Raw genomic sequence first — 23,029 nt, 5'->3', positions numbered from 1 at the left:
CAATAAATAAAATCCGGCTAATACAGCCGGATTTTTTTATTTATTGCTTCCTCGACGTTTCCTCTTTTTCCGCTGCTTTTTCCATTTCCATGATTCTCTCCATCATAGTTGGGTGCCCGTAGCGGAAGACCTTCACTAAAAGTGGTGGATTCACCTGAGACAGCCCTGATTTTGCAAGCTTTTGAAAAGACGTCACCCCTGCCTCTCCGTCTTTTGTCAGGTTTAGCGCATACTCATCAGCTGCACGTTCTTGATGTCTTGAAACTGCATTTGTAAAAGGTGATGCTGCAAATGACAGCATCGATACAATCATGAGAAGAAGCGGAAGAGCAGCGATGTCGCGCGGCTCCCTCAGCCGAAATAGAACTGCTCCTTTACGATAGAAATAAAAATAGAGACGGTCGATCGCAAAAAATCCCGCAAGTGACAGTACTAGATATCCTGCTAATCCTATATAGACATGCTTCATGACGTAATGTCCCATTTCATGTGCCATGATAAATAAAATTTCGCGATCTTTCAGCTTTTGCAGTGTCGTATCCCATAACACAATACGCTTATTTTCACCAATCCCTGTGACATAAGCATTCATCGTGTTCGTTTTCTCAGACATATTGACCTCATATACATGACCTGCCGGGATATGAGCTTTGTCTGCAAGTGTTAAGATCTTGTTCTCAAGAGTTTGATCCTTTAGTGGATAAAAATTGTTATATAACGGATCAATGACGACCGGCTGTATAAAGAAGAGAAATAGCGTGAATGGAACTGTCAAACACCAGGCATACAGCCACCAGCGCTTTCTTCTTTTTTGAATAAGCCAAAAGAATACAATAGCACATAGGGCAAGAAGCGGATATTGAATCCAGAAATCCAGTATTTGATCTTTCAACCAGCTTGCCGTACTTTGAGCAGATACTCCGTAGTGCAAAGACAGCTGATAACCAATCCACTTAATGGGAAGTGAAATCAGCATTGTCAAAAGCGACAGCACAAACACATATACAAGTTTACTTAAAAATGTGAATCGAGCTGCTGCCAGGCTCCAGTCTGCTAATTTTCGTGAAAACCCTGAAATGAGCAGAAGAAAAAAGACATACCAATCTAATGGAATTGTCATGAAAAATAGCAAGTTACGTAATCTCGAGAAATTCTCGCTGATGACAAGCTCATGGCTTGTCATAAAGGTATGCGGATCTGCACTTGTTCCTTTTACACTGTCAGGAACCGCTGCATCCCCAAATAGAAACAAATAAGAATAAATAAAAAGACCGTACAATATGTATGCTACCGTTGCAAGAGCTACCCATTTACGTACTCGCACAGGTCAGCCTCCTTTCCATCCCTCTCTCTATTCTAATCATCCATTATTTTGTTTAGAACCTGTCTCATGTGGCTCCATCATAGCATGCCCTATCTGAAAAAGCTTTCACGAAAAAAATGATTATGCTACTCGAAAATCGGAGATGCTACATATAAAATAGAGTGTTGGAGGATCGAAATGAAGAAAATCCTTGCAGGAGTTGTGATCTTTGGACTTTTACTTATTACCTTCTTTTATGTATTCAGCCGGACGAGCGAAATCTTTGATGAGAATCGAGCTGAAAAATTGCTCCTTTCATCTGAAAACGAGTCCACTTCTTATGAAATAGATGATAAGGACACAGCAGAAGACTTAATAGAAGAATTAAACAAAGGCAAACAAACAAGCAATCATCTCAAGAAAAATTTAAAGAAACCAGATTATATCGCCAAGGTGATGTACGGCCGAACAAACGGCACCACCTTTCAGCTTTGGACAAACCGTTCGCAGGTCGTTTTTTTAGTAGATGGGACTTATTATGAGCTGAATCAAAAACAGTCTAATTCTTTTCAGAAACAGTTAAAAGAAGCCATTCTAAAGGGCTGAAATATTATTTTATCCCTTTGTCTTCTTATCAGCGTGATAGAACCTTAGCACACTAAGGGAGTCTCTTCATAAGAGACCCCCCTTTTCTTATTTACTTTCCTCTGCTTGATACTTTTCCTTTAGTGCTCTTCTTAAAATTTTACCTGTTGTGTTCTTTGGAATATCATCTATGAAATGGATCGTTTGGGGCTGCTTATATTTCGCTAAAAAGCGTGAACAATGTGTGATGATGTCTTCTTGATCGATGTGAGCATGTTTCTTGGGGGAAATGTAACAGACGACAGCCTCTCCGGTGTTCGGATCTGGCACACCGATGACAACGGCTTCTGCTACAGCTTCATGTTGATAAAGCACTTCTTCTACTTCTCTTGGATACACATTATAACCGCCAACAAGAATCATATCCTTTTTCCGATCGACAATATAAATGTATCCTTCTTCATCTCTTCTTGCTAAATCACCGGTGTACAGCCATCCGTCTCTTAGTGCAGCTTCAGTATCTTCTGGCATTTGATAATAGCCTTTCATAATGTTGGGTCCTTTTGCTATGAGCTCTCCGACTTCATTTGGACCGACTTCTTCTCCCAGTTCATTCACAATCTTATTCTTCACATTCATAATGTCGGTCCCGACTGAACCGGGTTTTCTTTTTCCATCAAGAGGATTGAATGCAGTTACTGGGGAAGCCTCTGATAATCCGTAACCCTCCAGCACCGTGACACCAAATTTTTTCTCAAAACCGTGAAGTAAAGCAACAGGCATTGAGGCACCGCCTGATATACAAATCCTCACAGAGGACATTGCTTTCTCATGCCCTTCCTGGCGGTACAAATAGTTATACATAGTTGGAACACCAACAAATAACGTTGGCTTCTCTTTTTCCATCATACGCAAAAGCTCTGATGGGCTGAAATGCGGCAGGACATAGATGGTCGCGCCATGAATCAATGGTGCATTCATACAAACCGTTAAACAAAATACGTGGAACATCGGCAATGCGGCGATCACCTTGTCCTTTTCATCAATGGATAGGTACTCAGCAACGTCTCTGGCATTTGAATACAGGTTGAAATGAGTCAGCATCGCACCCTTTGGTTTTCCTGTCGTGCCAGATGTAAATAAAATAACTGCCGTATCGTCCTGATGAATAGATGGATGCACGTTCTCTTTCGCATGACCAGACACAAGCTTTCCAAAGAAGACAAGTTGATCTGATACTTCCTTAAAACTTGATCTGCACGCAGATTCATTTTCTGCACAAATAATCACCCGTTCAATAGACGGAAGCTGTTCATACACTTGCTCGTACACTGGCAGCAGTTGTTCAGGGGCAACAATGCCTTTTACATCACCTGTAATCAGCATATAGCCAATTTCACTAGGCGTGTATGTTGGATTGATTGGTACTACGACAAGCCCGGCTTTTAAAGCACCAAAAAAAGAAATGACAAAATGCGGTGAATTTCCTAAAATAAGCGCGATATGATCCCCGGCTTGAAATCCTTCGCCCACTAATCCATCTGCAAAGCGCTCGATACTTGTCATGAGCTCTCGATAGGTCCACTGATTTCCTTCAAAGATCAGTGCGATATCTTCTCCCTTCGTCATCGCCGTCTGCTCTAGATTTTTGATCAAATCCATTCTCCCACCCCTTACATGTCATCAATGAATGAATAACCATTCATTTTATGGCCAAACATTCCTCCTTTCTATTATAATAGACAATCGAAAAAATCCACAAGATCAAATGTAAATCGCTTTCAATTCTTTCAATCAAAAAAGCACCGCTATCTCTAGCCGTGCTTGTTCCTCTTAATAAATCAAATCAAGAAAATCCTCTTTTGATACATTGCCGAAGTAGTGGCGCATGTCCATATCTTCTAATACGTCGCTGATCGTTTTGCGATCATATTGTTGCCCAATGAGTCTTTTTTCAATATCAGCAATATCCCCTACACCGAAGAAATCACCAAAGATCTTGCAGTCCTGGATCATCCCTTTTTTCACTTCTAATCGAAGATCAATGGAGCCTGCTGAGAATCTTTTAGAATGCTGTAAATTAAATTTCGGTGAACGGCCGTAGTTCCATTCCCATTTTTGATATCGTTCCCGAGAAATCTCGTGAATCTTTTCCCAATCCTTCTCAGTCAACTGATATTGAGGAACATCCCCATTCGTATCGAAAATGTAGCTTAACAGAATTTTTCTAAATTCTTCTGTTGTCATCTTTTGATCCATTAATTCACTAATATTGGCAACCCTGCTCCTAATGGATTTAATGCCTTTTGATTCAATCTTTTCTTTTTTCACATTTAAAGCCGAAACAACATGTTCAATTTCTGAATCAAATAGCAGCGTGCCATGGCTGAAAATACGTCCTCGTGTTGCGAACTGGGCATTTCCAGAAATTTTTCGACCTTCTGCCATGATGTCATTTCTGCCACTTAATTCAGCTTTGACGCCTAGCTTTTCAAGCGCTTGGATGACTGGCTCCGTAAATTTTTTAAAATTATGGAAGCTGTCCCCATCGTCTTTTGTGATAAAGCTGAAGTTTAAGTTTCCTTTGTCATGGTAAACTGCGCCACCACCGGACAGGCGGCGGACAACTTTGATGCCGTTGTCTTCCACATACTTCGTGTTGATTTCTTCTATAGTATTTTGGTTCTTTCCTATAATAATCGACGGCTGGTTAATATAGAACAGCAAGTACGTTTCTTCTGGGTCTAAATATTTTAAGCAATATTCTTCAATTGCCAAATTAATCATTGGATCATAATGTTGTTCGTTATCGATAAACAGCATCTCTATCTTCCTTCCTTGTTCCATCTAAGCCCTGAATGGGCAAGCTGTATATTGCCAGTATATAACGCCTGTGCTTCATTGACTAGGTCTTTATGACGACCAAAATGGGGCAGGTGGGTGATGATCAGTTCCCCAACATTTGCTTCCTTTGCAAGCTTGCCCACCTCTGTACTATTCATATGTCCTGCACTCGATCCATCCTGTCCAGCGTAAAAATTGCTTTCAGCAATCAGTAGATCTGCATCCTTGCTAAATGGGATAAATGCCTCCTGATCACTTGAGTCTGCTGTATACACCACCACAGCATCCCCCGCCTGAATTCTCATCGCATAGCATTCTGCCGGATGAACCGTTTTCAAAAAATCAATTTGAAATGGACCAATTTGAATACCCTCTTCTGGCTGATAAGCCTTTGCCTTAGTATGTACATCATCCGCAAGCCGCCCAAATGCTTCTTGATTACCTGTATGTCCATAGATCGGAAGCGGACCGCTGCTTTTTCCTAAATAATATCCCACTAGCTTCGCATATTGGAGTGGTCCGATATCTGCAATATGATCGTGGTGATAATGAGAAAGGAGAACAGCATCTAGTTCTTCTATATCTATGTATTGCTGCAGTTTGGAAAGAACACCGCTTCCGCAGTCTACAAGTAGACGAAAGCCATCTGATTCAAAAAGATACCCTGACGTCGCTTCACCAGCGGCCGGGAATCCTCCGTAGCATCCAATGACAGTTAATTTCATCGTCATTTTTCCCTCCTTTTCTAAAAATCCCCTTCTTACAATATACCCATTTTTCATGAAAAAAGCATTCTTCTTGCCTATTGTTACAAAACAGATTGACAAATATCAATCTGTTATAATACAATAATAGCAACAAAACGTATTGGAGGATGACAAATGCTAGGAAAAATCACAGAATTTTTTAGAAATTTGCCTTCAAAAAAATGCACAAAATGTGGAAATGATTTAATGGAACAACACGAGTGTTACGGTAATGAATGTGAGGAATGCTCACAAGTAAGTTATCTTAAATAAGGTAATAAATTGAATTAAAAAGCACTTTTTTCCTCCGTCGTCAGTTGGAGTCAAAAGTGCTTTTTATTTTTTCTGAAAAATAGGTAAAAAGGTAAAACCCTTGTCCTAAAAGGGTTTTTTAGTATTTTCATCTGATGAGTTTTAGTTCCGAAGGCACTTTTTATTGACTTGAATCAATAATGGAGGTTCTAAATGTTCATTTTTTCAAACAATTTTGTATTTTCTTAATATAATTTAATCGTGGACGAAACTCTTTAATTTTAGTTATACTTTAATTCATATATTAAAACTTAATATGATGGGAATATTCCTTTAATGAATATGTTAGGGAGGAAATCTATGAAAAAATTAAAATTTGGATTAGCGACACAAATCCTAATCGGTCTTATTCTCGGTGTCGTTGTTGGGGCAATCTTTTTCGGTAACCCAGGCGTTGAGACTTATTTAAAACCAATTGGAGACTTCTTCTTAAGACTCATTAAGATGATTGTTATACCAATTGTCGTATCTAGCTTAATTTTAGGAGTTGCAGGTGCCGGTGATGGTAAAAAGGTAGGGAAGCTTGGTTTTAGAACCATTCTTTATTTTGAAATTATCACAACATTTGCGATTATCCTTGGTCTTGTGCTTGCTAACTTTGTTCAACCTGGTGCAGGCGTTGACTTTGGAAATACGGAAAAACAAGATATTAGCCAGTATGTTGAAACGGAAAAAGAGCAAAGCAGCAAATCAGTTGCTGATACGTTCCTTCATATCGTTCCAACGAACTTCTTCCAATCATTGGCGGAAGGTGATTTGCTTGCGATTATTTTCTTCACTGTGCTATTTGCTCTTGGCGTTTCTGCCATTGGTGAACGCGGCAAACCAGTGCTCGCCTTCTTTGAAGGTGTATCACACGCCATGTTCCATGTCGTCAATGTTGTGATGAAAGCTGCACCATTTGGTGTCTTCGCACTCATTGGCGTGACTGTATCAAAATTTGGTCTTGAATCTCTTATTTCATTAGGTAAGCTTGTAGGTCTTGTTTATTTTGCGCTCGCTCTCTTCCTTATCGTTGTATTCGGAATTATTGGAAAGATGATTGGCGTCAATATTTTCAGATTTCTTGCTTACATGAAAGACGAAATGCTTCTTGCCTTTAGTACATCAAGCTCTGAAACAGTTTTACCAAGAGTCATGGATAAAATGGAGCGCATTGGATGTCCGAAGGGAATTGTTTCTTTTGTTATCCCAATCGGTTATACGTTTAACCTGGACGGCTCCGTCTTGTATCAAGCGATTGCTGCGCTTTTCCTTGCACAGGTATATGGCATTGACCTCACGATCGTCCAGCAGCTCACACTTGTTCTTGTGCTGATGGTGACATCTAAAGGAATGGCTGCCGTTCCTGGTACGTCCTTTGTTGTATTACTCGCCACATTAGGAACGATTGGTGTTCCTGCTGAAGGTCTTGCATTTATTGCAGGTGTGGATCGTATCATGGATATGGCGCGAACAGTTGTTAACTTAACAGGAAATGCACTTGCAGCTGTTGTGATGTCTAAATGGGAAGGGCAATATGACCCTGAAAAAGGACATCGCGTGATGACTGGACAAGATGTACCTGAACCGACACAGCTTTCAAGCTAATGAAAAAGAACCCCAATAAATGGGGTTCTTTTTTTATACTGTGATTAAGGATGATTGCACGTAGTGATAAAGAAGATTCGCTGTATGGACAAGGGAATCTTCATGCGTTCGTTCAAAAGCATGCGAGGAATCGATCCCTGGACCAATCAGTCCATGAATGATATCATGCCCTGCTCGAATCGCTGCTGATGCATCAGAGCCGTAATAAGGGTAAATATCTAAACGGTAATCTATGTTGTTCTCTTCTGCTAATGCAGCTAAATGCTTGCGTAATCCATAATGATAAGGACCGCTTGAGTCCTTCACACAAATAGACACGCTGTATTCATCTGTTGATTGACCATCGCCGATCGCTCCCATATCGACAGCAAGATATTCCACCGTTTCTTCGGGAATATTGGAGTTACCTCCGTAGCCAATCTCTTCATTATTAGAAATTAAGAAGTGCGTCGTATGCGGCAGTGTGATATTTTCCTTTTGAATGCGGTGGATGAGTCGTAGCAAAAGCGCTACACTTGCCTTGTCATCAAGGTGTCTTGATTTAATAAAACCTGATGACGTCACTTCCACTCTAGGATCAAATGAGATAAAGTCCCCTACTTGAATCCCAAGTGCTTTGACATCGTCTGCATTTTTCACCTTTTCATCGAGACGAATCTCCATATTTTCTTGGTTTCGTTTTGCTTTTCCTGCATCCGCATAGACATGAACGGACGTTTGATGCATAAGAATAGTACCTGTGTATGTATGACCTGTTGCTGTTTCAATTTCACAATATTCGCCTTCAATTGAGTTATATTGAAAGCCTCCAATGAGTGCAAGACGAAGCCGTCCATTTGATTTAATTTCCTTTACCATTGCACCGAGCGTATCGACATGTGCTGTCAGCATGCGGTGTTCCTTGTCATCAGTTCCTTTAATAGTAGCAATTAAGCCGCCCTTACGATTTCGTTTTGTCTCAATATTTACATCTTGTAAAAAGCGTTCAACAAAGCCGATCACCTTTTCTGTATTCCCTGACGGACTTGGGATCGATACGAGCTTTTGAATCAGCTGAACGGTTTCGTTTACTTCAGTAGTCATTCGGCATTTCCTCCTTTGTGTGAAAGCAATTCCTTCCATTAAAATATATCGCTTCGGGTTCAAGATGTCTAATTTCAAATCAAAAATCCTTCCTCTATCAAGAGAAAGGATTCATTGATTAAGCTTCGTCTTGTTTCATTTTTCTTACGTTCCAAGCAAAGTATGCAGTTGTTGCCGCCATCATGATGATCGCAACTGTACCGAGAATCGCTGCTTGGTGCCATAAATAGCTGTCATCACCGCTTGCAATGATCGTTCTAAATCCATTGATTGTATACGTCATTGGAAGCAGACTATGAATGACTTGGAAGAACTTCGGCACAAGCTCAAGCGGGAATGTACCAGCACTTGCTGCGAGCTGAAGAACTAAGATAATGACGGCAATGAAGCGTCCTGGGTTCCCCATTGTTGTTGCTAGCAGCTGAATAATCGCTAAGAATGTCAGACTGACGACGATCGCAAAGAGATAGAAGCGCCAGAGGCTTTCCACCTCAAGACCAAGACCAAAGATGAGCATCGTACTTGCAATGACTGCTTGAAGGATACCGACAAGTAGAAGCACGCTATATTTGCTGACAAACCATTCAAACGCATTTCTAGGGCGGCCAGCAGGGTCTTTCATTGGGAATACGACGGTGAGCATTAGAGCCCCAACAAAGAGTCCCATGGATAAAATATAAGGCGTGAGCCCTGTTCCATAATTATCAATCTTCTTCGCTGTATCATTTTCTGTTTTAACTGGGCTAGCAATCATATTGTAATTGTCTTGCCCCGCATCAATTTCTCCTGTTTCATCAGCGGCGCTTTTCAATTTATTGGACAGCTTACCTGTACCGCTCTTTAAATCTCCCAATCCTTTATCAAGCGATTTTGAGCCTTCGGCAAGCTTAGATGTATTACTTTGGATATTTGTTGAACCACTTTCCAGCTTATTTAACGCTGCGCTCAGCTGGCTTGATCCATTCGCAAGCTTATCCGCACCGCTTTTCGCTGTATCAAGCTTTCCATTTGCTGTTTGCAGGCCATCTTGTAATTGGCCTTGACCTGTTTGAAGCTTCAGTGCACCTTGATACAATTTATTCGTACCAGACGTCATTTGGTCGATCGCATTTTGTATCGCAACTGTAGATGTGTACAGCTGTTCTGTTTTCTCTGGTAGCTGTTTGACTTGCTGCAGCTGCGCTTTTGCAGATGCAACTGCTTGTTGAACCTCACTTGCATCAGGCAGTTCCTGCAAGGCCGCTAAGCTTTGTTCGAGTCCAGACAGATCAGGCAGTTCGATTTTAGGCAGGCTGTTCAGCTGATCCATTGCCGCCTTTTTCTCTTCATCTGTCATAGAGCTGTTTTGGATAATGCTTTTTACATTAGCATCTCGATTTGATAGTGCTTCTTTTAATGAAGCAAGTTTTGTACTGAACGTTTTTGCGTCTTCTTTCACCTGATCGAGTTTAGGCGCCATCTTCTCTAAATTCGCTAATTCTGGTGACGACAAGACTTTTTCTACTGCTGCAATTTTTTCCGAAAAGGATTGGGCTTTGTTGTTTAGCTGCTCAATGCCTGCTGTGAATTGCGGCATTTTAGAAGCGAGCTGCTGATGTCCTTCTCGGCTTGTGTTTAATCCTTCGGTTAATGTATCAATTCCTGTACCAAGCTCTCCAAATTTCTGATCAATGGTTTGATAGCCTGTTAGGAGCTGACCAAGCCCACTGTCTAGAGACTGTATGCCTGTGTTCAGTTCACCCATTTTCCCTGCGAACTGATGAACACCTTCGCTATAGGTTAACGTACCTTCAGCCAATTTGGCTAAGTTGTCTTTTAATTTCGTACTGCCATCTTTTGCGCTTTTTGTTCCGTCATCAATTTTCTTCGCGCCATCGCTTGCTTGATCTAATCCTTTTGCAATCGTTTTGAAGTTATCAAAGATGACCTCGGCGTAATTTTTTGTGACTTCTTTTGAAACCGAATCTTTTAATTTGATAATGGCATTATTCGCAATTTGTGACGCCGCATAGTTGGCGCCTGGATTCGTATAATATTTCAGATTCGATTTTTTCGGATGTTTATCTAGCACTGTACTTGCATTTTTCGAGAAATTCTTTGGTATTTCCACCACGAGGTAATAGTCCTCGTTATTTAATCCTTTTATAGCCTTTTCATGACTATCGACAAAGTTCCATTTGAAATTATCGTTTTTCTTTAATTCCTTTACTAAATCATCGCCGACTTGAAGGGTTTTCCCGTCATAATGACTGCCTTCATCCAAGTTGACAACCGCTACAGGCAATTGATCAACTGTACCATAAGGGTCCCAGTATGCTTTTAAAAATACACCACTGTAAATCAGCGGAATAAATAAGACAGCTAAAATCGGGATCAGTAGTTTTTTGCTCGTTACAATGTCCTTCCATTGATTCCGAATTAAATTCATTGCTGTTTTCCTCCCATAGATGAATGACTAAATATAAAATTTGGTCATTTGAACTCAAAAAAATTATGTTGTTGCAGATAGTCCTTTTAAGACATAAAGCTCCAGCGATTCGGCTACCTCTTCTTTTGTTAAAGGCTCGTATCGCTTTTCCCAATCAAAAATCAGTGCAATATATAGTTTCACCATCACAAATGCAGTCAATTCAGGATCACAAGGCTTAATGTCGCCTTTATCCATCGCTTCTTGCACTTTCATTTTGATATAGCGAATGATCATCTGCTCCATTTTTTCGATCATTTCCTTGACCGCTGACGTGCCAAGCTCTGCATTTTCCTGAAAAATCTTAATTGTGAGCTGGTGGTTTTTTCGAAATTCTAAAATTGCAAAGAGTGCTAAGTGAAGGTTTTCAGAGAAACTATTCTTCTCATCAATTGCCTCATCCGCAATTTTCCTCATCTCTAGTAAAAGGGATGTGAAAATTTCATCAAACAACTCTTCTTTGTTTTTGAAAAATGTATAAATGGTTCCTTTTCCGACGTTGGCAAGCTTTGCCACAAGGTCCATTGTGGTCGCTTTATACCCGAATTGAGTAAATGCTTTCGTCGCACCCTCTAAAATCATTTGTCTCCTATCAACACTCATGTTCTCACTCCCGAAATGACTATTTGAACGTTTTGGTCATTAAGTACAGAAAGTAATATACCATATCTTTTTCCCCAGATGCAACAACTTTGTTCACATTTATGATTCCCAACTCTTTTTGAATGATTCGAACATGAAAAACTCCCTTTCCATGACAGAAAAGGGAGTTGTTTTTATGAAAATAGATACGATACAGCCTCTGAGATGGCGGCTTTTCCTTGATCAATACAATCAGGGATTCCAACACCTTCAAATGCAGCACCTGTGATATAAACACCAGGATATGATTGCTTAAACGTTTCTCGCATGTTCGAAATAGCTTTCTGATGACCGACGTGATATTGCGGCATACTTGTCTTCCAGCGAGTCACTGTCGTCAATTCTGGATCTGCTTTAATATCCATGATTTTCTTTAAATCTTCTAGCACGATGCTGACGATTTGACTGTCTGACTGCTCGACAATCGATTCGTCACCAGCTTTTCCGACATACGCACGCAATAGCGTTTTTCCTTTCGGAGCGGTATGCGGCCACTTTTTGTTTGTCCACGTACAGGCTGTAATAGAGAAATCACTGTTTCTTGAGATAACAAAACCAGTGCCGTCATATTCATTATGAACATCCTCTTCTTTAAAACCGAGTGCTACTGTTGCAACAGAAGTAGAGGTCATGTCATGCAAATACTCTAGCCCTGCTTCTTTAGGAAACATGGAATAAATCGATTGATGCGGCGTCGTGACAATGGCTGAATCGGCAAAAAGCGTTTGACCGCTGTCTAATTGCAAGCCATAGCCTCCATCCGTTTTTTCAATCTGTTTTACTTTTGTCCCTTTATACACCTTTGTCAGCTTGAGCTTACTTTCTACTGCTTCCACAAGCGACTGCAACCCTTGATTGATCGTTTGGAACTGTCCTTGTTTTTTCGCAGTCACCTGCTGCGCTTTCGCATGCTGCTGTGATTTTTTCATCCCAAGAATCAAACTGCGATGCTGCTGTTCTGTTTGATAAAATTGCGGGAAGGTGGACATTAAGCTCAGGCGGTCAATATCCCCTGCATAAATGCCTGATAGAAGCGGTTCAATTAAATTCTCAACGACCTCATCACCCACACGTCTTCTAAAAAATTCACCAAGCGACTGATCTTCGGTCTGCTTGCTTTTTGGCAACACGAAATCCATCGCCGCTCTTGCTTTTCCCGCAACTGAAAAAAGACCAGTTGTAATAAATGGGCTGATTTGAGTTGGAATGCCCATAACAGCACCCTTTGGCATCGGGTGAAGCTTTTCATTGACCAGTACATACGCTTGCCCAGTTTCATTATTGACGAGCTGATCGGACAGACCGACATCTTTCGCAAGCTGCGGCCCACTGACCTTTCTTTCTAAAAATGAATCAGGTCCACGTTCAATGATGTAGCCGTCTTTATATAATGTTTGTATTTTTCCACCTAGCCTAGGGCTCGCTTCAATAAGTGATATTTGAATCGGAAGACCTTTTTCTTCGACTTCCTTTTCCAAATAGAAGGCGGCGGCTAAACCAGTGATGCCACCGCCAATGATGACAAGGTGTTTTTGATTGTCATGCATAGGATCGCCTTCTTTTATATGATTACTTGCTTTCGTCAAGCTTCTTTAATACGACTGTTGCCAGAGCATCAATAAATGCTGGTTTCGCATTTGGCATTTCTGGACGATAGTAGGCTGCACCAATTTCATCTGTCACGACTTTACATTCATAATCGTTGTCGTATAACACTTCAAGATGATCAGCGACAAAACCAACAGGCACATACACGAATGTTTGATAGCCTTTTTGTTCAAATAAGTCCCGCGTTAAGTCTTGTACGTCTGGTCCAAGCCATGGATCCGGCGTATTGCCTTCACTTTGCCAGCCAATTTCATAGTGTTCAATTCCCGCACCTTCTGCAATCATTTTGGCAGATTGTGCGAGCTGATCAGGATATGGATCTCCTGCTGCAATAATTTTTTCAGGAAGGCTGTGTGCAGACACAATAAGTACCGCGGAATCTCTTTCCTCTTGACTCATTGATGCATACGTATCCTTCACTTGCTTCACCCAATAGTCCACAAACTTCGGCTCATCGTACCAGCTTTCAACAGACGTAATCTGTAGATTGCCAAGCTTGTCTGCCTCATCTTGTGCACGTTTGTTATATGATTTCACACTAAAGGTAGAGAAATGCGGCGCTAAAACGATACTCACAGCTTCTGTCATGCCGTCCTTGTGCATGTCAGCAACTGCATCCTCTATGAAAGGCTCGATATGTTTTAAGCCAATGTACACATGAAATTCAATGTCGTCTTGAATGTCATTCAAGTGCTCACACAAACCATGTGCCTGCTGCTCAGTAATTTTTGATAAAGGAGAAATACCGCCGATTGCCTTGTAGCGGTCCTTTAAATCTTGCAGCATTTCCGGCTCCGGCTTTCTGCCTCTACGAATATGTGTATAATAACGCTCAATGTCTTCTTCTTTATATGGGGTGCCATATGCCATGACAAGAAGCCCCATTTTCTTTTTCTCCACAACCAACACTCCTTCAGATCAATTGAAATAGTTTAGATGGATGATTTTTTATGTGTAGCTGAATAGTCGTGAATAAAATCGGTCAGCTTCTTTAACGTATCTGGTGAAACATCTGGAAATACCCCATGACCTAGGTTAAAGATGAAGTGATCTGATTTCATCCCTTGATCTAATATGTCTTTTGCTCTTTCTTCAATGACTTCCCAAGGAGAAAGTAAGATCGTTGGATCAAGATTTCCTTGTAACGTTTTTGTGAGCCCTTCTTTTCGCGCTTCGTCTACACTCATACGCCAATCAAGTCCAACGACGTCTAGCGGCAGGTCATGCCAATCTTTCACGAGATGGCTTGCACCAACTCCGTACATGATCATTGGTACATTTTCACTCTTCAACTCTGTGAAAATTCGCTGCATGACAGGTTTAATGAATGTCCGGTAGTCCGCTGCATTTAAAGCGCCCACCCATGAGTCGAAGATTTGAAACGCACTGACCCCTGCTTTTACCTGCGCGCGTATGTACGTGATCGTCATATCAGCTAATTTGTTCATGAGCAGCATCCATGTCTCAGGCTCACTGTACATGAGCGCTTTTGTTTTATGATAGTTTTTAGACGGGCCGCCCTCAATCATATAGCTAGCCATCGTAAATGGTGCACCAGCAAAACCGATGAGCGGTACATTCAGCTGCTCCTTCGTTAAAAGCTGAATGGTATCAAGCACATATGGCAGGTCTTCTTCAGGATGAAGTTCCCCAAGACGTTCGATATCTGCTTTTGTCCGAATCGGTGAATCAATGACAGGTCCAATGCCATTTTTAATTTCAACGTCCACTCCAATAGCTGGAAGCGGGGTCATAATATCTTTATATAAAATCGCGGCATCTACACCATATTGTTCTACAGGAAGTCGTGTTACATAAGCACATAGCTCTGGCTGATGCGTAATTTCAAATAGCCCGTACTTTTCTTTAAGGGCACGATATTCAGGCTGTGAGCGTCCTGCCTGCCTCATATACCAAACTGGTACATGGTCTGTTTTTTCCCCTTTGCACGCCTTTAAGAACGTGTCATTAAAAGCCTTCGTTTTTCCCATTACCTTTCATTCCACCTTTCGCCTTACACTCTCTTTGTATAAGGCTCAAACACTGCTTTTACTATACCGCTTTTTCAAGGCACGGTATACTAAACCGGCTCATTGTTCAAAAAATCGCCGAATATTAACGTCCAAAAGCCTCTGGCTTGACATATGGACTGCCTTCTCCTTCTTCTTGCGTTTGAGTATTATATGGAACCACCTTATACTCCGCATCTGAAAACACATTGGCATACGGCATTGTGTAGCTGCCTACGCCTGTCACTGAATCGATCAGCGTCTCGTTCCCATTCCTCTTTTCATAAATACGGTATTCAACCCGTTTATCCTCTTGCTTCTCCCAAGACAGCTCTAATGTAAACAATCCTTTGATTTTAAACGCATAGCGGGCTTCAAATCCTGATAGTCCCTCTAAATGAATTGGCGCTTGAAGTTCTTTAATCCCCTCTGGTTTTTTAAACGTTTCATTCGTTATTTGGGCTGCCGTTAAAATATCCTTAAACAGCTGCACTGGGTATTGACTTCCGCCAGTTAAATAGTGACTGTTATCGGTTTTGTCATACCCCATCCAAATCGCACCCGTTGTACTTGGCGTATAGCCGGCAAACCAAGCATCTTTTGTTGCACCCTTCACACCTGAATATGTGGTCGTGCCTGTTTTACCTGCTAAATCTCCAGCATATGAACCGCTCTGGGCTGTTCCGCCTTTGACGACTTGCTGCAGCATTCTTGTCATATTCCAAGCATTCTGCACGCTAAACACTCGTTCTGGCTTACTACGATTTTTCTCTACCGTTTCTCCTTCATCATTGGTGATTTTCTGAATGAAGAAAGGCTTTTGATATACGCCTTCGTTTGCAAATGTGTGGAAAGCTCCTGCGATTTGAAGTGGAGAAACCCCTTTTTCTAAACCGCCAAGCGCCATGGCAAGTCCTTGATCCGAAATATCGATTCCCATTTTCTCGAGATATGTTTTCGAAGTATCAATACCAAGCTGGCTTAATGTCCACACCGCTGCTGTATTCTTACTTTTCATGAGGGCCTCCACCATCGTGACCTTGCCTTCATACTGTCCATCGTAATTCTTTGGTGAATAACCGTCATAGCTTTTTTCTTCGTCTTCAAGCAGGGAATAAGGTCGGAATTTTTTCTCTTGTAGCGCAGGTCCATATACCGCGATCGGCTTGAAAACAGATCCAGGCTGTCTAACAGCGGTCACCCTGTTATAGCCCCTCGCTTGATATTCTCGTCCTCCGATTGCTGCTTTTACTCCCCCTGACTCATTATCAATAAAGATGGCACTGCTTTCAGGAGAACCGCTTTTTCCCGGGAAATAACGGTTGTTTTTCATCGCATCGTAGGTGACCTTTTGCAGATTCATATCAATCGGAACTGTTATGGTATAACCACCTTGAAGCAATTGTTCATGTGAAATGGCATACTCTGATTCTGCTTCCTTAATGATAAGATCGACATAGCTATCGACCCAAGGCGTTTCTGATTTCTTTTTTAAATGAATGCCTAGTGTTCTCCCTTTTGCTTCTACTGTTTCTGTTGATGATAAATATCCTTGCTCATTCATTAAGTTAAGAATCGTGTCCCGTCTTTGTTTATTTTTATCAGGGTGTAAAACAGGCGAGTAAGTAGACGGCGCCTTTGGCATCGCAGCGAGTGTAGCCCCTTCGCTGACCGTTAAATCTTTCACATCTTTACTAAAGTAATAATTGGCTGCTGCTTGGATACCGTAGACGCCATGACCGAAGTAAAGCTGATTCAAATACATTTCAAGCAGCTTATCCTTTGAATAATCTCTTTCTAAATTAATTGCAATGATGACTTCTTTTGTTTTTCGCAGAAAGGTTTTGTCATTTGTGAGAAAAATATTTTTTGCGAGCTGCTGAGTAATTGTACTGCCGCCCTCTACCTTTCCACCTGCTAATATATCTCGATAAACCGCCCTTGAAATTGACTGCGCATCAATTCCATGATGCTCATAAAACCGCTTGTCCTCGACAGACACAAAGGCTTTTGCTACTTTATCAGGTACATCCTTTATTGACACAGGGTCCCGATTTTCTGAATACATACTTGTGAGTTCTTTTCCATTCCGATCAATGATTTGGGATGAAGCGTGAAATACAAGCTTCTTTTCATCTATGACATAATGTCCTAAAAATAAAATGGTCAGATAGCCAATAAATGAGAGTACGATTGTACTTCCTGCAATGACTAATGGAATGATTATCTTCTTTTTCTTCAAATTAGGTCACCTCATTCCTTTATACGGATAGTATGGGATGTATTGCTTCATAATATGTTTTATGGATTGACTACCAAAGAATTATATATCATTCTTTTGTTATACTATCAAGCGGGAGGCGGTTTAGATGAATGTCTATATAACCTATGGAACAGCAGATTTCTTGCATAAAATCGCAAAGAAACACGATCAGGAAAATCTGCTTTATATGGTCGGAAAAGAACAAGCAGCTCTTTTCCATGAGACGGAGGGCGAGACTGTTTTTAAAGCCCCTCATGCCTATGATGTGATCTATGCGAAAGGTGAGCTAGTCCAACCTGGCTTCGTCACCTTGAATCATATCCCTGTGAAGCTTGAAAGCAGAGCACTGTTTGAATCTACTTTTCAGAAGAAGACGAACATTTCAGAACATCAGCGGGGCTTCCAGGCTCTTCGTGTTTTAAGACCGAAAAAAGATGAAGAAGTGTATTTGATTATGACACTCTGGGCATCAGAGGACTTATTTGAAGACTTTCAAGAATCAGAAGCATTCTTTCAGCCAAACGATGATACTGGCTCCATCTTCTCTCGTCCTGCTTATCTCACATCCTATCATGCCGTTACAGACAATTAAGGAAGTGCTGCTTTCAGCACTTCCTTTTTTTATGAAAAAAAGCCCAATCGCTGGGCTCTTCATTTTATCGTCGTGATGTCAGCTCGTACCGATGAATGATCGGCTGAAGTACATAGAAATTCAATAGGATCCATCCTAATAAGATCGGCCACTTCAGCATAGGTGAAGCCCCTTTCAATTGAATGAGCATCACCAATAGCGGAATCAAACAGAGCATGAAAAAAATCATTTTTGATACAAAGGTTTCTTTGATTTGATGCCGACAGCTTGGACACATCATCATTTTCGTATGTGATAAATGAAACTTTTCAACGAAAGAAAACGCTTTTGAACAATTTGGACAGCTTCCCAATACAATTCCTCCCTTTCTCCGCTTCATAGCACCTTCGACTTTTATGTAAAATGACCTTTTGATGCGCATACGACATTCTCTTCTGTTGAAAGATTCTAACAATTACCATACAATCAGTAAAAGAGCATGAAGGAGGTTTTCAAATCAATGACAATATCCACTTTACAAAAAAGCATCAATGAACGTCTTGATGAACATTATGAGGAAATGGTTGAAATTAGACGCCATCTCCACATGAATCCTGAACTTTCTTTCCAGGAAGAAGAAACAGCCGCTTTCATCGCCAGCTACTATGACAGATTACATATACCAACACGTACACAGGTGGGCGGCCATGGTGTACTCGCCTTTATCGAAGGAGCTTCTTCGGGCCCGACGATTGCCCTCAGGGCTGATTTCGATGCGCTTCCTATCCATGATGAAAAGGAAGTGCCTTACAAATCGACAAAGCCCGGTGTGATGCATGCCTGCGGGCACGATGGGCACACAGCGACACTACTTGTCTTAGCGAAAATTTTGAATGAGCACCGTGATCAATTAAAAGGGAAAATCGTCCTCATTCATCAGCATGCAGAAGAATATGCGCCAGGCGGTGCAAAACCAATGATCGAAGACGGCTGCTTAGACGGTGTCGATGTCATATTCGGGACGCATCTTTGGTCTCCAGAGCCTTGTGGCACGGTTCTTTATAAAAGCGGAAACTTTATGGCAGCTGCCGACCGCTTCTCTATCCGAGTTCAGGGGAAAGGCGGACACGGCGCCCAGCCTCACTTAACGAAAGATGCTGTACTTATCGGTTCACAAATCGTCACAAACTTGCAGCAAGTCGTTGCCCGTAAAGTCAATCCAGTTGATTCTGCTGTTGTATCTGTTGGAGGTTTTGTAGCAGAGAATGCTTTTAACGTCATTGCAGATTCTGCAGTTTTGACTGGTACTGCACGGTCCTTTGAAGAAAGTGCACGACACACCATCGAACGAGAAATTGAACAGGTCGTAAAAGGGGTGTGCGACATGCATGATGCCGGCTACACATATGAATATGTGAGAGGATATCCTGCTGTCAAAAATCATCCAAAGCCAACTGAATTTATTGCTGACATCGCAAAACAAACAGATGGTGTCACAGAAGTAAAAGAAGCGGAAACCCAAATGGGCGGAGAAGATTTTGCTTACTACCTTCAGCATGTCCCTGGTACCTTCTTTTACACAGGCGCCATGCCGGAAAACAGCGAAGACGCGTATCCCCATCACCACCCGAAGTTTGATATCAACGAAAAAGCAATGCCTATCGCAGCAAAGGTACTCGCCCGTGCTGTCCTTTCCTACGATGAATAAAAAAAGCCGCTGGCAAACAGCGGCTCTAGATTAAAGACAAAGGGTTTTAGCCCTTTGTCTTCTTTTCAGTGTGATAGAAAACCTTTGCAGTCTAGGAAGGGCGAGCACTGGCGCGGAGCGAATTTAACATTCGTGAGCACCAAGCGCGCAGACCTGACAACGAATGCGAGGGTTTGTCTACACGCTGAAGCCGCTGGCAAACAGCGGCTTTTCTATTTCATTTCTTTCAACACCCGTAAATGAAACACATGACGAGCAACATCTCCGAGCTGTCCTGTCAGATGATGATTTGCCACACCGCCAACAGCGGCTCCGACAATCGGCATTAATTGAAACAGCTTCACTAGGTCAATGTAATCTCGATACTCTTGCTGAAAGCTGTACCAATCCATTTTCTCACGGCTCGTTTCCCAATCATCAATGATGCTCATCATTTTTTGACGATGCGCACTGCCGGAAAAGGCGAGTTGAAATATACAGAGCAAAAAGAGTCTTTCCTCTTTTTGAGACAAATCAAAGCCATAAATACATGCCAGTTCATAAAGACATTTCATCTTGATGCTAAGCAGCAGCGGAAAGTCTGCCATACCGAGCAAAATACCACCTGCACCTGTTCCAATTCCTTCGATCGCAGCTGCTTTTTGATAGTACTTCACTTTCTCCTTTGCCAGTTCATTTCGCTCAATGATGGATAATTGCTCATCAATGACTGAAAATGAAGTGAAGTGAGATCCTGATACGGTGGATTCAACCATTGTTTTGACCGCACTTGTGATGACTTGATGAAACCTGGCAGGGATTCGGCGGTTCACCTGCTGCTGAACTCCTTTTGAAAACCGTTCGATCTTTGAAGGTTTTCTTAAAAAACGCGTTTGAAAAAGAATGGCTTCTTCATATAACTCCCGTTCAGCTGCATTCATCCGGTCCCCTCCTTGATGTCATCATACGCTCGCTGTCAGAAACATATCTCTGCTTATCGCATCTTTTTTAATCGACTGAGTACGTAAGGCTTGAAGAGGACAAGCACAAATGCCAGTGAAATCAGAAGGGCAAGTCCACTTCCCTGCCATCCTCCTGCCGGTAGTACTGAACAGCTCAGCAATATCGATTGGATGATGAGCACGTTACGGACGAGAACAAAAAAGCTCCGATCCTTTTCTTGCTGAGCAACAGGATAAAGTGCCTGTAATGAAAGATGGGCAAAGTGCTTCGTTAACGGCACAAGCTGGACACCTGTGATGAACACGGTGAACAAGACAAGCAGCGCGCCCACCCAGCCTGCTGCACCTGTATACAAAATAATCAGGACAAACACGGCAGTTAGCCTAAAAACGAGACCAAAATAGTCATTTGAGCGTACAAACGCCCTCACATACATATAAGAAAAAGTTTTACGCTGGTCATACGGAACAAACTGCAAAAGCCAGTCCATATAAGCTCTTCTTTTCACCTGTTTCTTTAAATGAGGCACATCTGTAAATAAATTGGCCAAACGATAAAAACGCTGTTTTCGTTTTAATTCGTCAGAAATATGCAATTCCCATTGAAAAGGCTGCTTTTTGACTGCATTGGTTAAGTAAACGAGATAGACACCATAGATGAGATAAAAAACGATTGCGATTGCATAAGATGCCTGTAAAACGGTATAGATTAAAATCATATTCAATAGAAAACGAAGGAATGCATCAAGCCATCTCATCTGTTTTCCTTGAAAATACGTCATTCTCCATTGAATCGCTGTATTCAGACCCTTGATCAAAATCATTTGCGCCAATATAAGCACATACATCTTGATGCCGCCTGAAGACACCGCCGAATAAAGCGGGAGTGCGACAATGGATACGGCAATGAGAGGAAACAGCTGAGAAATGAAGCTAAAGTTAAAAGCTTGTTTTAAATAAGGCTCCATCTTCCCTTCCAAAGGAAGCAAAAACACGAGATCCGCTTCTTTGATCAACGTCCGCACGTAAGAGCTTGTCAGCACCAATGAGAAAACAACTGCCATGACCCAGTAGGAAGGAAAATGTGCTGGAATTTGTTTGAGCCAGTTACTATACCAGCTCGCTCCGCCTGCAAGGAAAAAAATGAGCACAATGACAAGATGATCATTGAACATGTATTTTAAATATTTTCTTGTATCTTGTATGTGTTCCGCTAACCGGGATTTCCAAATGCTTTGCGTCGTTTTACTCATAGCTTTCTTCCTTTGTTAATTCCAAATAAAGATCATCGAGTGTCGCATCTCTCATATTGAACTGTTCTCTCAGCTCTGTCAGTGTTCCTTTCGCTCTAATTTCCCCTTCGTGCAAAATAATAAAGGAATCACAATAGCGTTCAGCTGTCGCCAAGATATGCGTTGACATCAGGACACTAGCACCGTTTTTCTTTGCAGCATTCATCCGTTCAAGCAGTGCATTAATCGCAAGAGGATCAAGCCCTAAGAACGGTTCATCGATGATATACAGTTCCGGTTCAACAAGAAACGCACACATAATCATGACCTTCTGCTTCATTCCTTTTGAAAAATGAGCAGGGAACCACTTCAAACGTTTCTCCATTCGAAATTCTTTCAGCAATGACGGCAGACGCTCATCTAATTGTTCCTTTGACAGTCCGTAAGCCATCGCTGTCAGCTCTAAATGCTCTTTTAAAGTTAATTCTTCATATAATACAGGTGTTTCTGGAATAAACGTAAATTGCGAACGATACGCCTCTTGATCATCTTGAAGGGTTCGTCCATTCAATTCAATAACACCTTTATGCGGTTTCATGAGTCCGATGATATGGCGAATGGTTGTGCTTTTCCCCGCCCCGTTTAAGCCGATGAGACCGACGATTTGATTTCTTTCTAATTCAAATGAGATATTTTTTAGAACGGGATTCTTCGTATATCCACCCGTTACATCTTTTACAGTGAGAAGGGACATGAATTCGTTCCTTTCTTTCGTTTTTCCTTTATAGTAACAAAAACGAAAGGTAATTTGAAATGTTTACCTATAGACAAGTCAAGAATAAAAAATAGGCATCTTGGTCATCATAATGTATGTAGAAGAAATGAACTTGATGACCAATAAGTAAATGAGGTGTTTGTTAAAGGCAAAGAACCGCATGACAAGTTGGTTTTTCATCTAAAAACCTTAGCTTCTGTTTTGCTTCACTGATTCTTGATTTTTGTGTCCTATACAATATGTATACGACAAACCAAAACGTCAAATGAGGTGTTTACGGCAGAAATAGCAGGCATATGAATTCTTTATTTCAGTAAATAGAGAATTCAAAAGGCATATCGAATGAAAGC

Annotated in this window: 19 protein-coding genes; 5 read left to right on the top strand and 14 right to left on the bottom strand. The window is 41.4% G+C overall.

The window, feature by feature from the left end; genetic code table 11:
* Nucleotides 1-40: 40 nt before the first annotated feature.
* Nucleotides 41-1,324 carry a M48 family metallopeptidase gene (locus tag NSS78_RS05160; protein ID WP_137054825.1) on the bottom strand — a complete coding sequence of 428 codons (1,284 nt, stop codon included), beginning with the start codon at nucleotides 1,322-1,324 and terminating at the stop codon, nucleotides 41-43.
* Between the two features lie 177 nt (nucleotides 1,325-1,501).
* Here NSS78_RS05160 and NSS78_RS05155 point away from each other — a divergent pair, with 177 nt between their 5' ends.
* Nucleotides 1,502-1,909, top strand: coding sequence for a hypothetical protein (locus NSS78_RS05155; RefSeq protein ID WP_003211259.1), 408 nt, complete (start codon nucleotides 1,502-1,504; stop codon nucleotides 1,907-1,909).
* Between the two features lie 87 nt (nucleotides 1,910-1,996).
* Here the strand turns inward: NSS78_RS05155 and NSS78_RS05150 are convergent, their stop codons facing one another.
* From NSS78_RS05150 to NSS78_RS05140, 3 genes are all read right to left on the bottom strand, one after another.
* On the bottom strand, nucleotides 1,997-3,550 hold the full coding sequence (locus NSS78_RS05150) for a fatty acid--CoA ligase family protein (protein ID WP_050945383.1): 1,554 nt from the start codon (nucleotides 3,548-3,550) through the stop codon (nucleotides 1,997-1,999).
* A gap of 171 nt (nucleotides 3,551-3,721) precedes the next feature.
* On the bottom strand, nucleotides 3,722-4,711 hold the full coding sequence (locus tag NSS78_RS05145; RefSeq protein WP_050945384.1) for a lipoate--protein ligase: 990 nt from the start codon (nucleotides 4,709-4,711) through the stop codon (nucleotides 3,722-3,724).
* 2 nt (nucleotides 4,712-4,713) lie between these two features.
* Nucleotides 4,714-5,457 (bottom strand): MBL fold metallo-hydrolase, encoded by a 744-nt coding sequence (locus NSS78_RS05140; RefSeq protein WP_212046140.1) that lies wholly within the window; start codon nucleotides 5,455-5,457, stop codon nucleotides 4,714-4,716.
* Nucleotides 5,458-5,613: 156 nt separating this feature from the next.
* On the opposite strand from NSS78_RS05140, the gene yhfH reads away from it, so the two are divergent.
* Both yhfH and NSS78_RS05130 read left to right on the top strand, forming a co-directional pair.
* Nucleotides 5,614-5,751, top strand: a complete 138-nt coding sequence (yhfH, locus tag NSS78_RS05135) for a protein YhfH (protein ID WP_008359029.1) — start codon at nucleotides 5,614-5,616, stop codon at nucleotides 5,749-5,751.
* Between the two features lie 339 nt (nucleotides 5,752-6,090).
* Complete coding sequence (locus NSS78_RS05130) at nucleotides 6,091-7,380, top strand: cation:dicarboxylase symporter family transporter (RefSeq protein ID WP_003211494.1); 1,290 nt, start codon at nucleotides 6,091-6,093, stop codon at nucleotides 7,378-7,380.
* Between the two features lie 33 nt (nucleotides 7,381-7,413).
* Here NSS78_RS05130 and NSS78_RS05125 read toward each other — a convergent pair whose 3' ends face one another.
* From NSS78_RS05125 to NSS78_RS05095, 7 genes are all read right to left on the bottom strand, one after another.
* On the bottom strand, nucleotides 7,414-8,463 hold the full coding sequence (locus NSS78_RS05125) for a M42 family metallopeptidase (protein WP_003212389.1): 1,050 nt from the start codon (nucleotides 8,461-8,463) through the stop codon (nucleotides 7,414-7,416).
* Nucleotides 8,464-8,581: 118 nt separating this feature from the next.
* Nucleotides 8,582-10,891 (bottom strand): YhgE/Pip domain-containing protein, encoded by a 2,310-nt coding sequence (locus tag NSS78_RS05120; protein ID WP_212046107.1) that lies wholly within the window; start codon nucleotides 10,889-10,891, stop codon nucleotides 8,582-8,584.
* A 63-nt stretch (nucleotides 10,892-10,954) separates the two neighbouring features.
* On the bottom strand, nucleotides 10,955-11,533 hold the full coding sequence (locus NSS78_RS05115) for a TetR/AcrR family transcriptional regulator (protein WP_212046108.1): 579 nt from the start codon (nucleotides 11,531-11,533) through the stop codon (nucleotides 10,955-10,957).
* A 173-nt stretch (nucleotides 11,534-11,706) separates the two neighbouring features.
* Nucleotides 11,707-13,119 (bottom strand): protoporphyrinogen oxidase, encoded by a 1,413-nt coding sequence (gene hemY, locus NSS78_RS05110; protein ID WP_050945386.1) that lies wholly within the window; start codon nucleotides 13,117-13,119, stop codon nucleotides 11,707-11,709.
* Nucleotides 13,120-13,141: 22 nt separating this feature from the next.
* Complete coding sequence (hemH, locus tag NSS78_RS05105; protein ID WP_050945387.1) at nucleotides 13,142-14,080, bottom strand: ferrochelatase; 939 nt, start codon at nucleotides 14,078-14,080, stop codon at nucleotides 13,142-13,144.
* A gap of 32 nt (nucleotides 14,081-14,112) precedes the next feature.
* Nucleotides 14,113-15,171 carry a uroporphyrinogen decarboxylase gene (hemE, locus tag NSS78_RS05100; protein WP_003211982.1) on the bottom strand — a complete coding sequence of 353 codons (1,059 nt, stop codon included), beginning with the start codon at nucleotides 15,169-15,171 and terminating at the stop codon, nucleotides 14,113-14,115.
* A gap of 124 nt (nucleotides 15,172-15,295) precedes the next feature.
* Complete coding sequence (locus NSS78_RS05095; RefSeq protein ID WP_050945388.1) at nucleotides 15,296-17,431, bottom strand: PBP1A family penicillin-binding protein; 2,136 nt, start codon at nucleotides 17,429-17,431, stop codon at nucleotides 15,296-15,298.
* Nucleotides 17,432-17,558: 127 nt separating this feature from the next.
* Between NSS78_RS05095 and NSS78_RS05090 the strand changes: the two genes are divergently transcribed.
* Together NSS78_RS05090 and NSS78_RS05085 are read left to right on the top strand one after the other, a co-directional pair.
* On the top strand, nucleotides 17,559-18,044 hold the full coding sequence (locus tag NSS78_RS05090; protein ID WP_050945389.1) for an antibiotic biosynthesis monooxygenase: 486 nt from the start codon (nucleotides 17,559-17,561) through the stop codon (nucleotides 18,042-18,044).
* A 499-nt stretch (nucleotides 18,045-18,543) separates the two neighbouring features.
* Entirely contained in the window at nucleotides 18,544-19,731 is a 1,188-nt protein-coding gene (locus NSS78_RS05085) for a M20 family metallopeptidase (protein WP_050945390.1), read from the top strand.
* Between the two features lie 212 nt (nucleotides 19,732-19,943).
* Here NSS78_RS05085 and NSS78_RS05080 read toward each other — a convergent pair whose 3' ends face one another.
* Genes NSS78_RS05080 through NSS78_RS05070 form a run of 3 tightly spaced genes read right to left on the bottom strand, consistent with a single transcriptional unit; the run spans nucleotide 19,944 to nucleotide 22,658 of the window.
* Nucleotides 19,944-20,651, bottom strand: coding sequence for an EcsC family protein (locus tag NSS78_RS05080; protein WP_212046110.1), 708 nt, complete (start codon nucleotides 20,649-20,651; stop codon nucleotides 19,944-19,946).
* A 53-nt stretch (nucleotides 20,652-20,704) separates the two neighbouring features.
* Nucleotides 20,705-21,925: an ABC transporter permease gene (locus NSS78_RS05075; RefSeq protein WP_137054833.1), complete on the bottom strand. Its 1,221-nt coding sequence runs from the start codon at nucleotides 21,923-21,925 to the stop codon at nucleotides 20,705-20,707.
* Nucleotides 21,918-22,658: an ABC transporter ATP-binding protein gene (locus tag NSS78_RS05070; protein ID WP_003212171.1), complete on the bottom strand. Its 741-nt coding sequence runs from the start codon at nucleotides 22,656-22,658 to the stop codon at nucleotides 21,918-21,920. Before NSS78_RS05070 ends, NSS78_RS05075 begins: the two co-directional genes overlap by 8 nt.
* Nucleotides 22,659-23,029 lie beyond the last annotated feature (371 nt).

This window comes from Bacillus sp. FSL W8-0920, from assembly GCF_038593215.1.
Taxonomy (GTDB): domain Bacteria; phylum Bacillota; class Bacilli; order Bacillales; family Bacillaceae; genus Bacillus; species Bacillus pumilus.
This window is presented reverse-complemented; position numbering and strand designations above follow the sequence as displayed.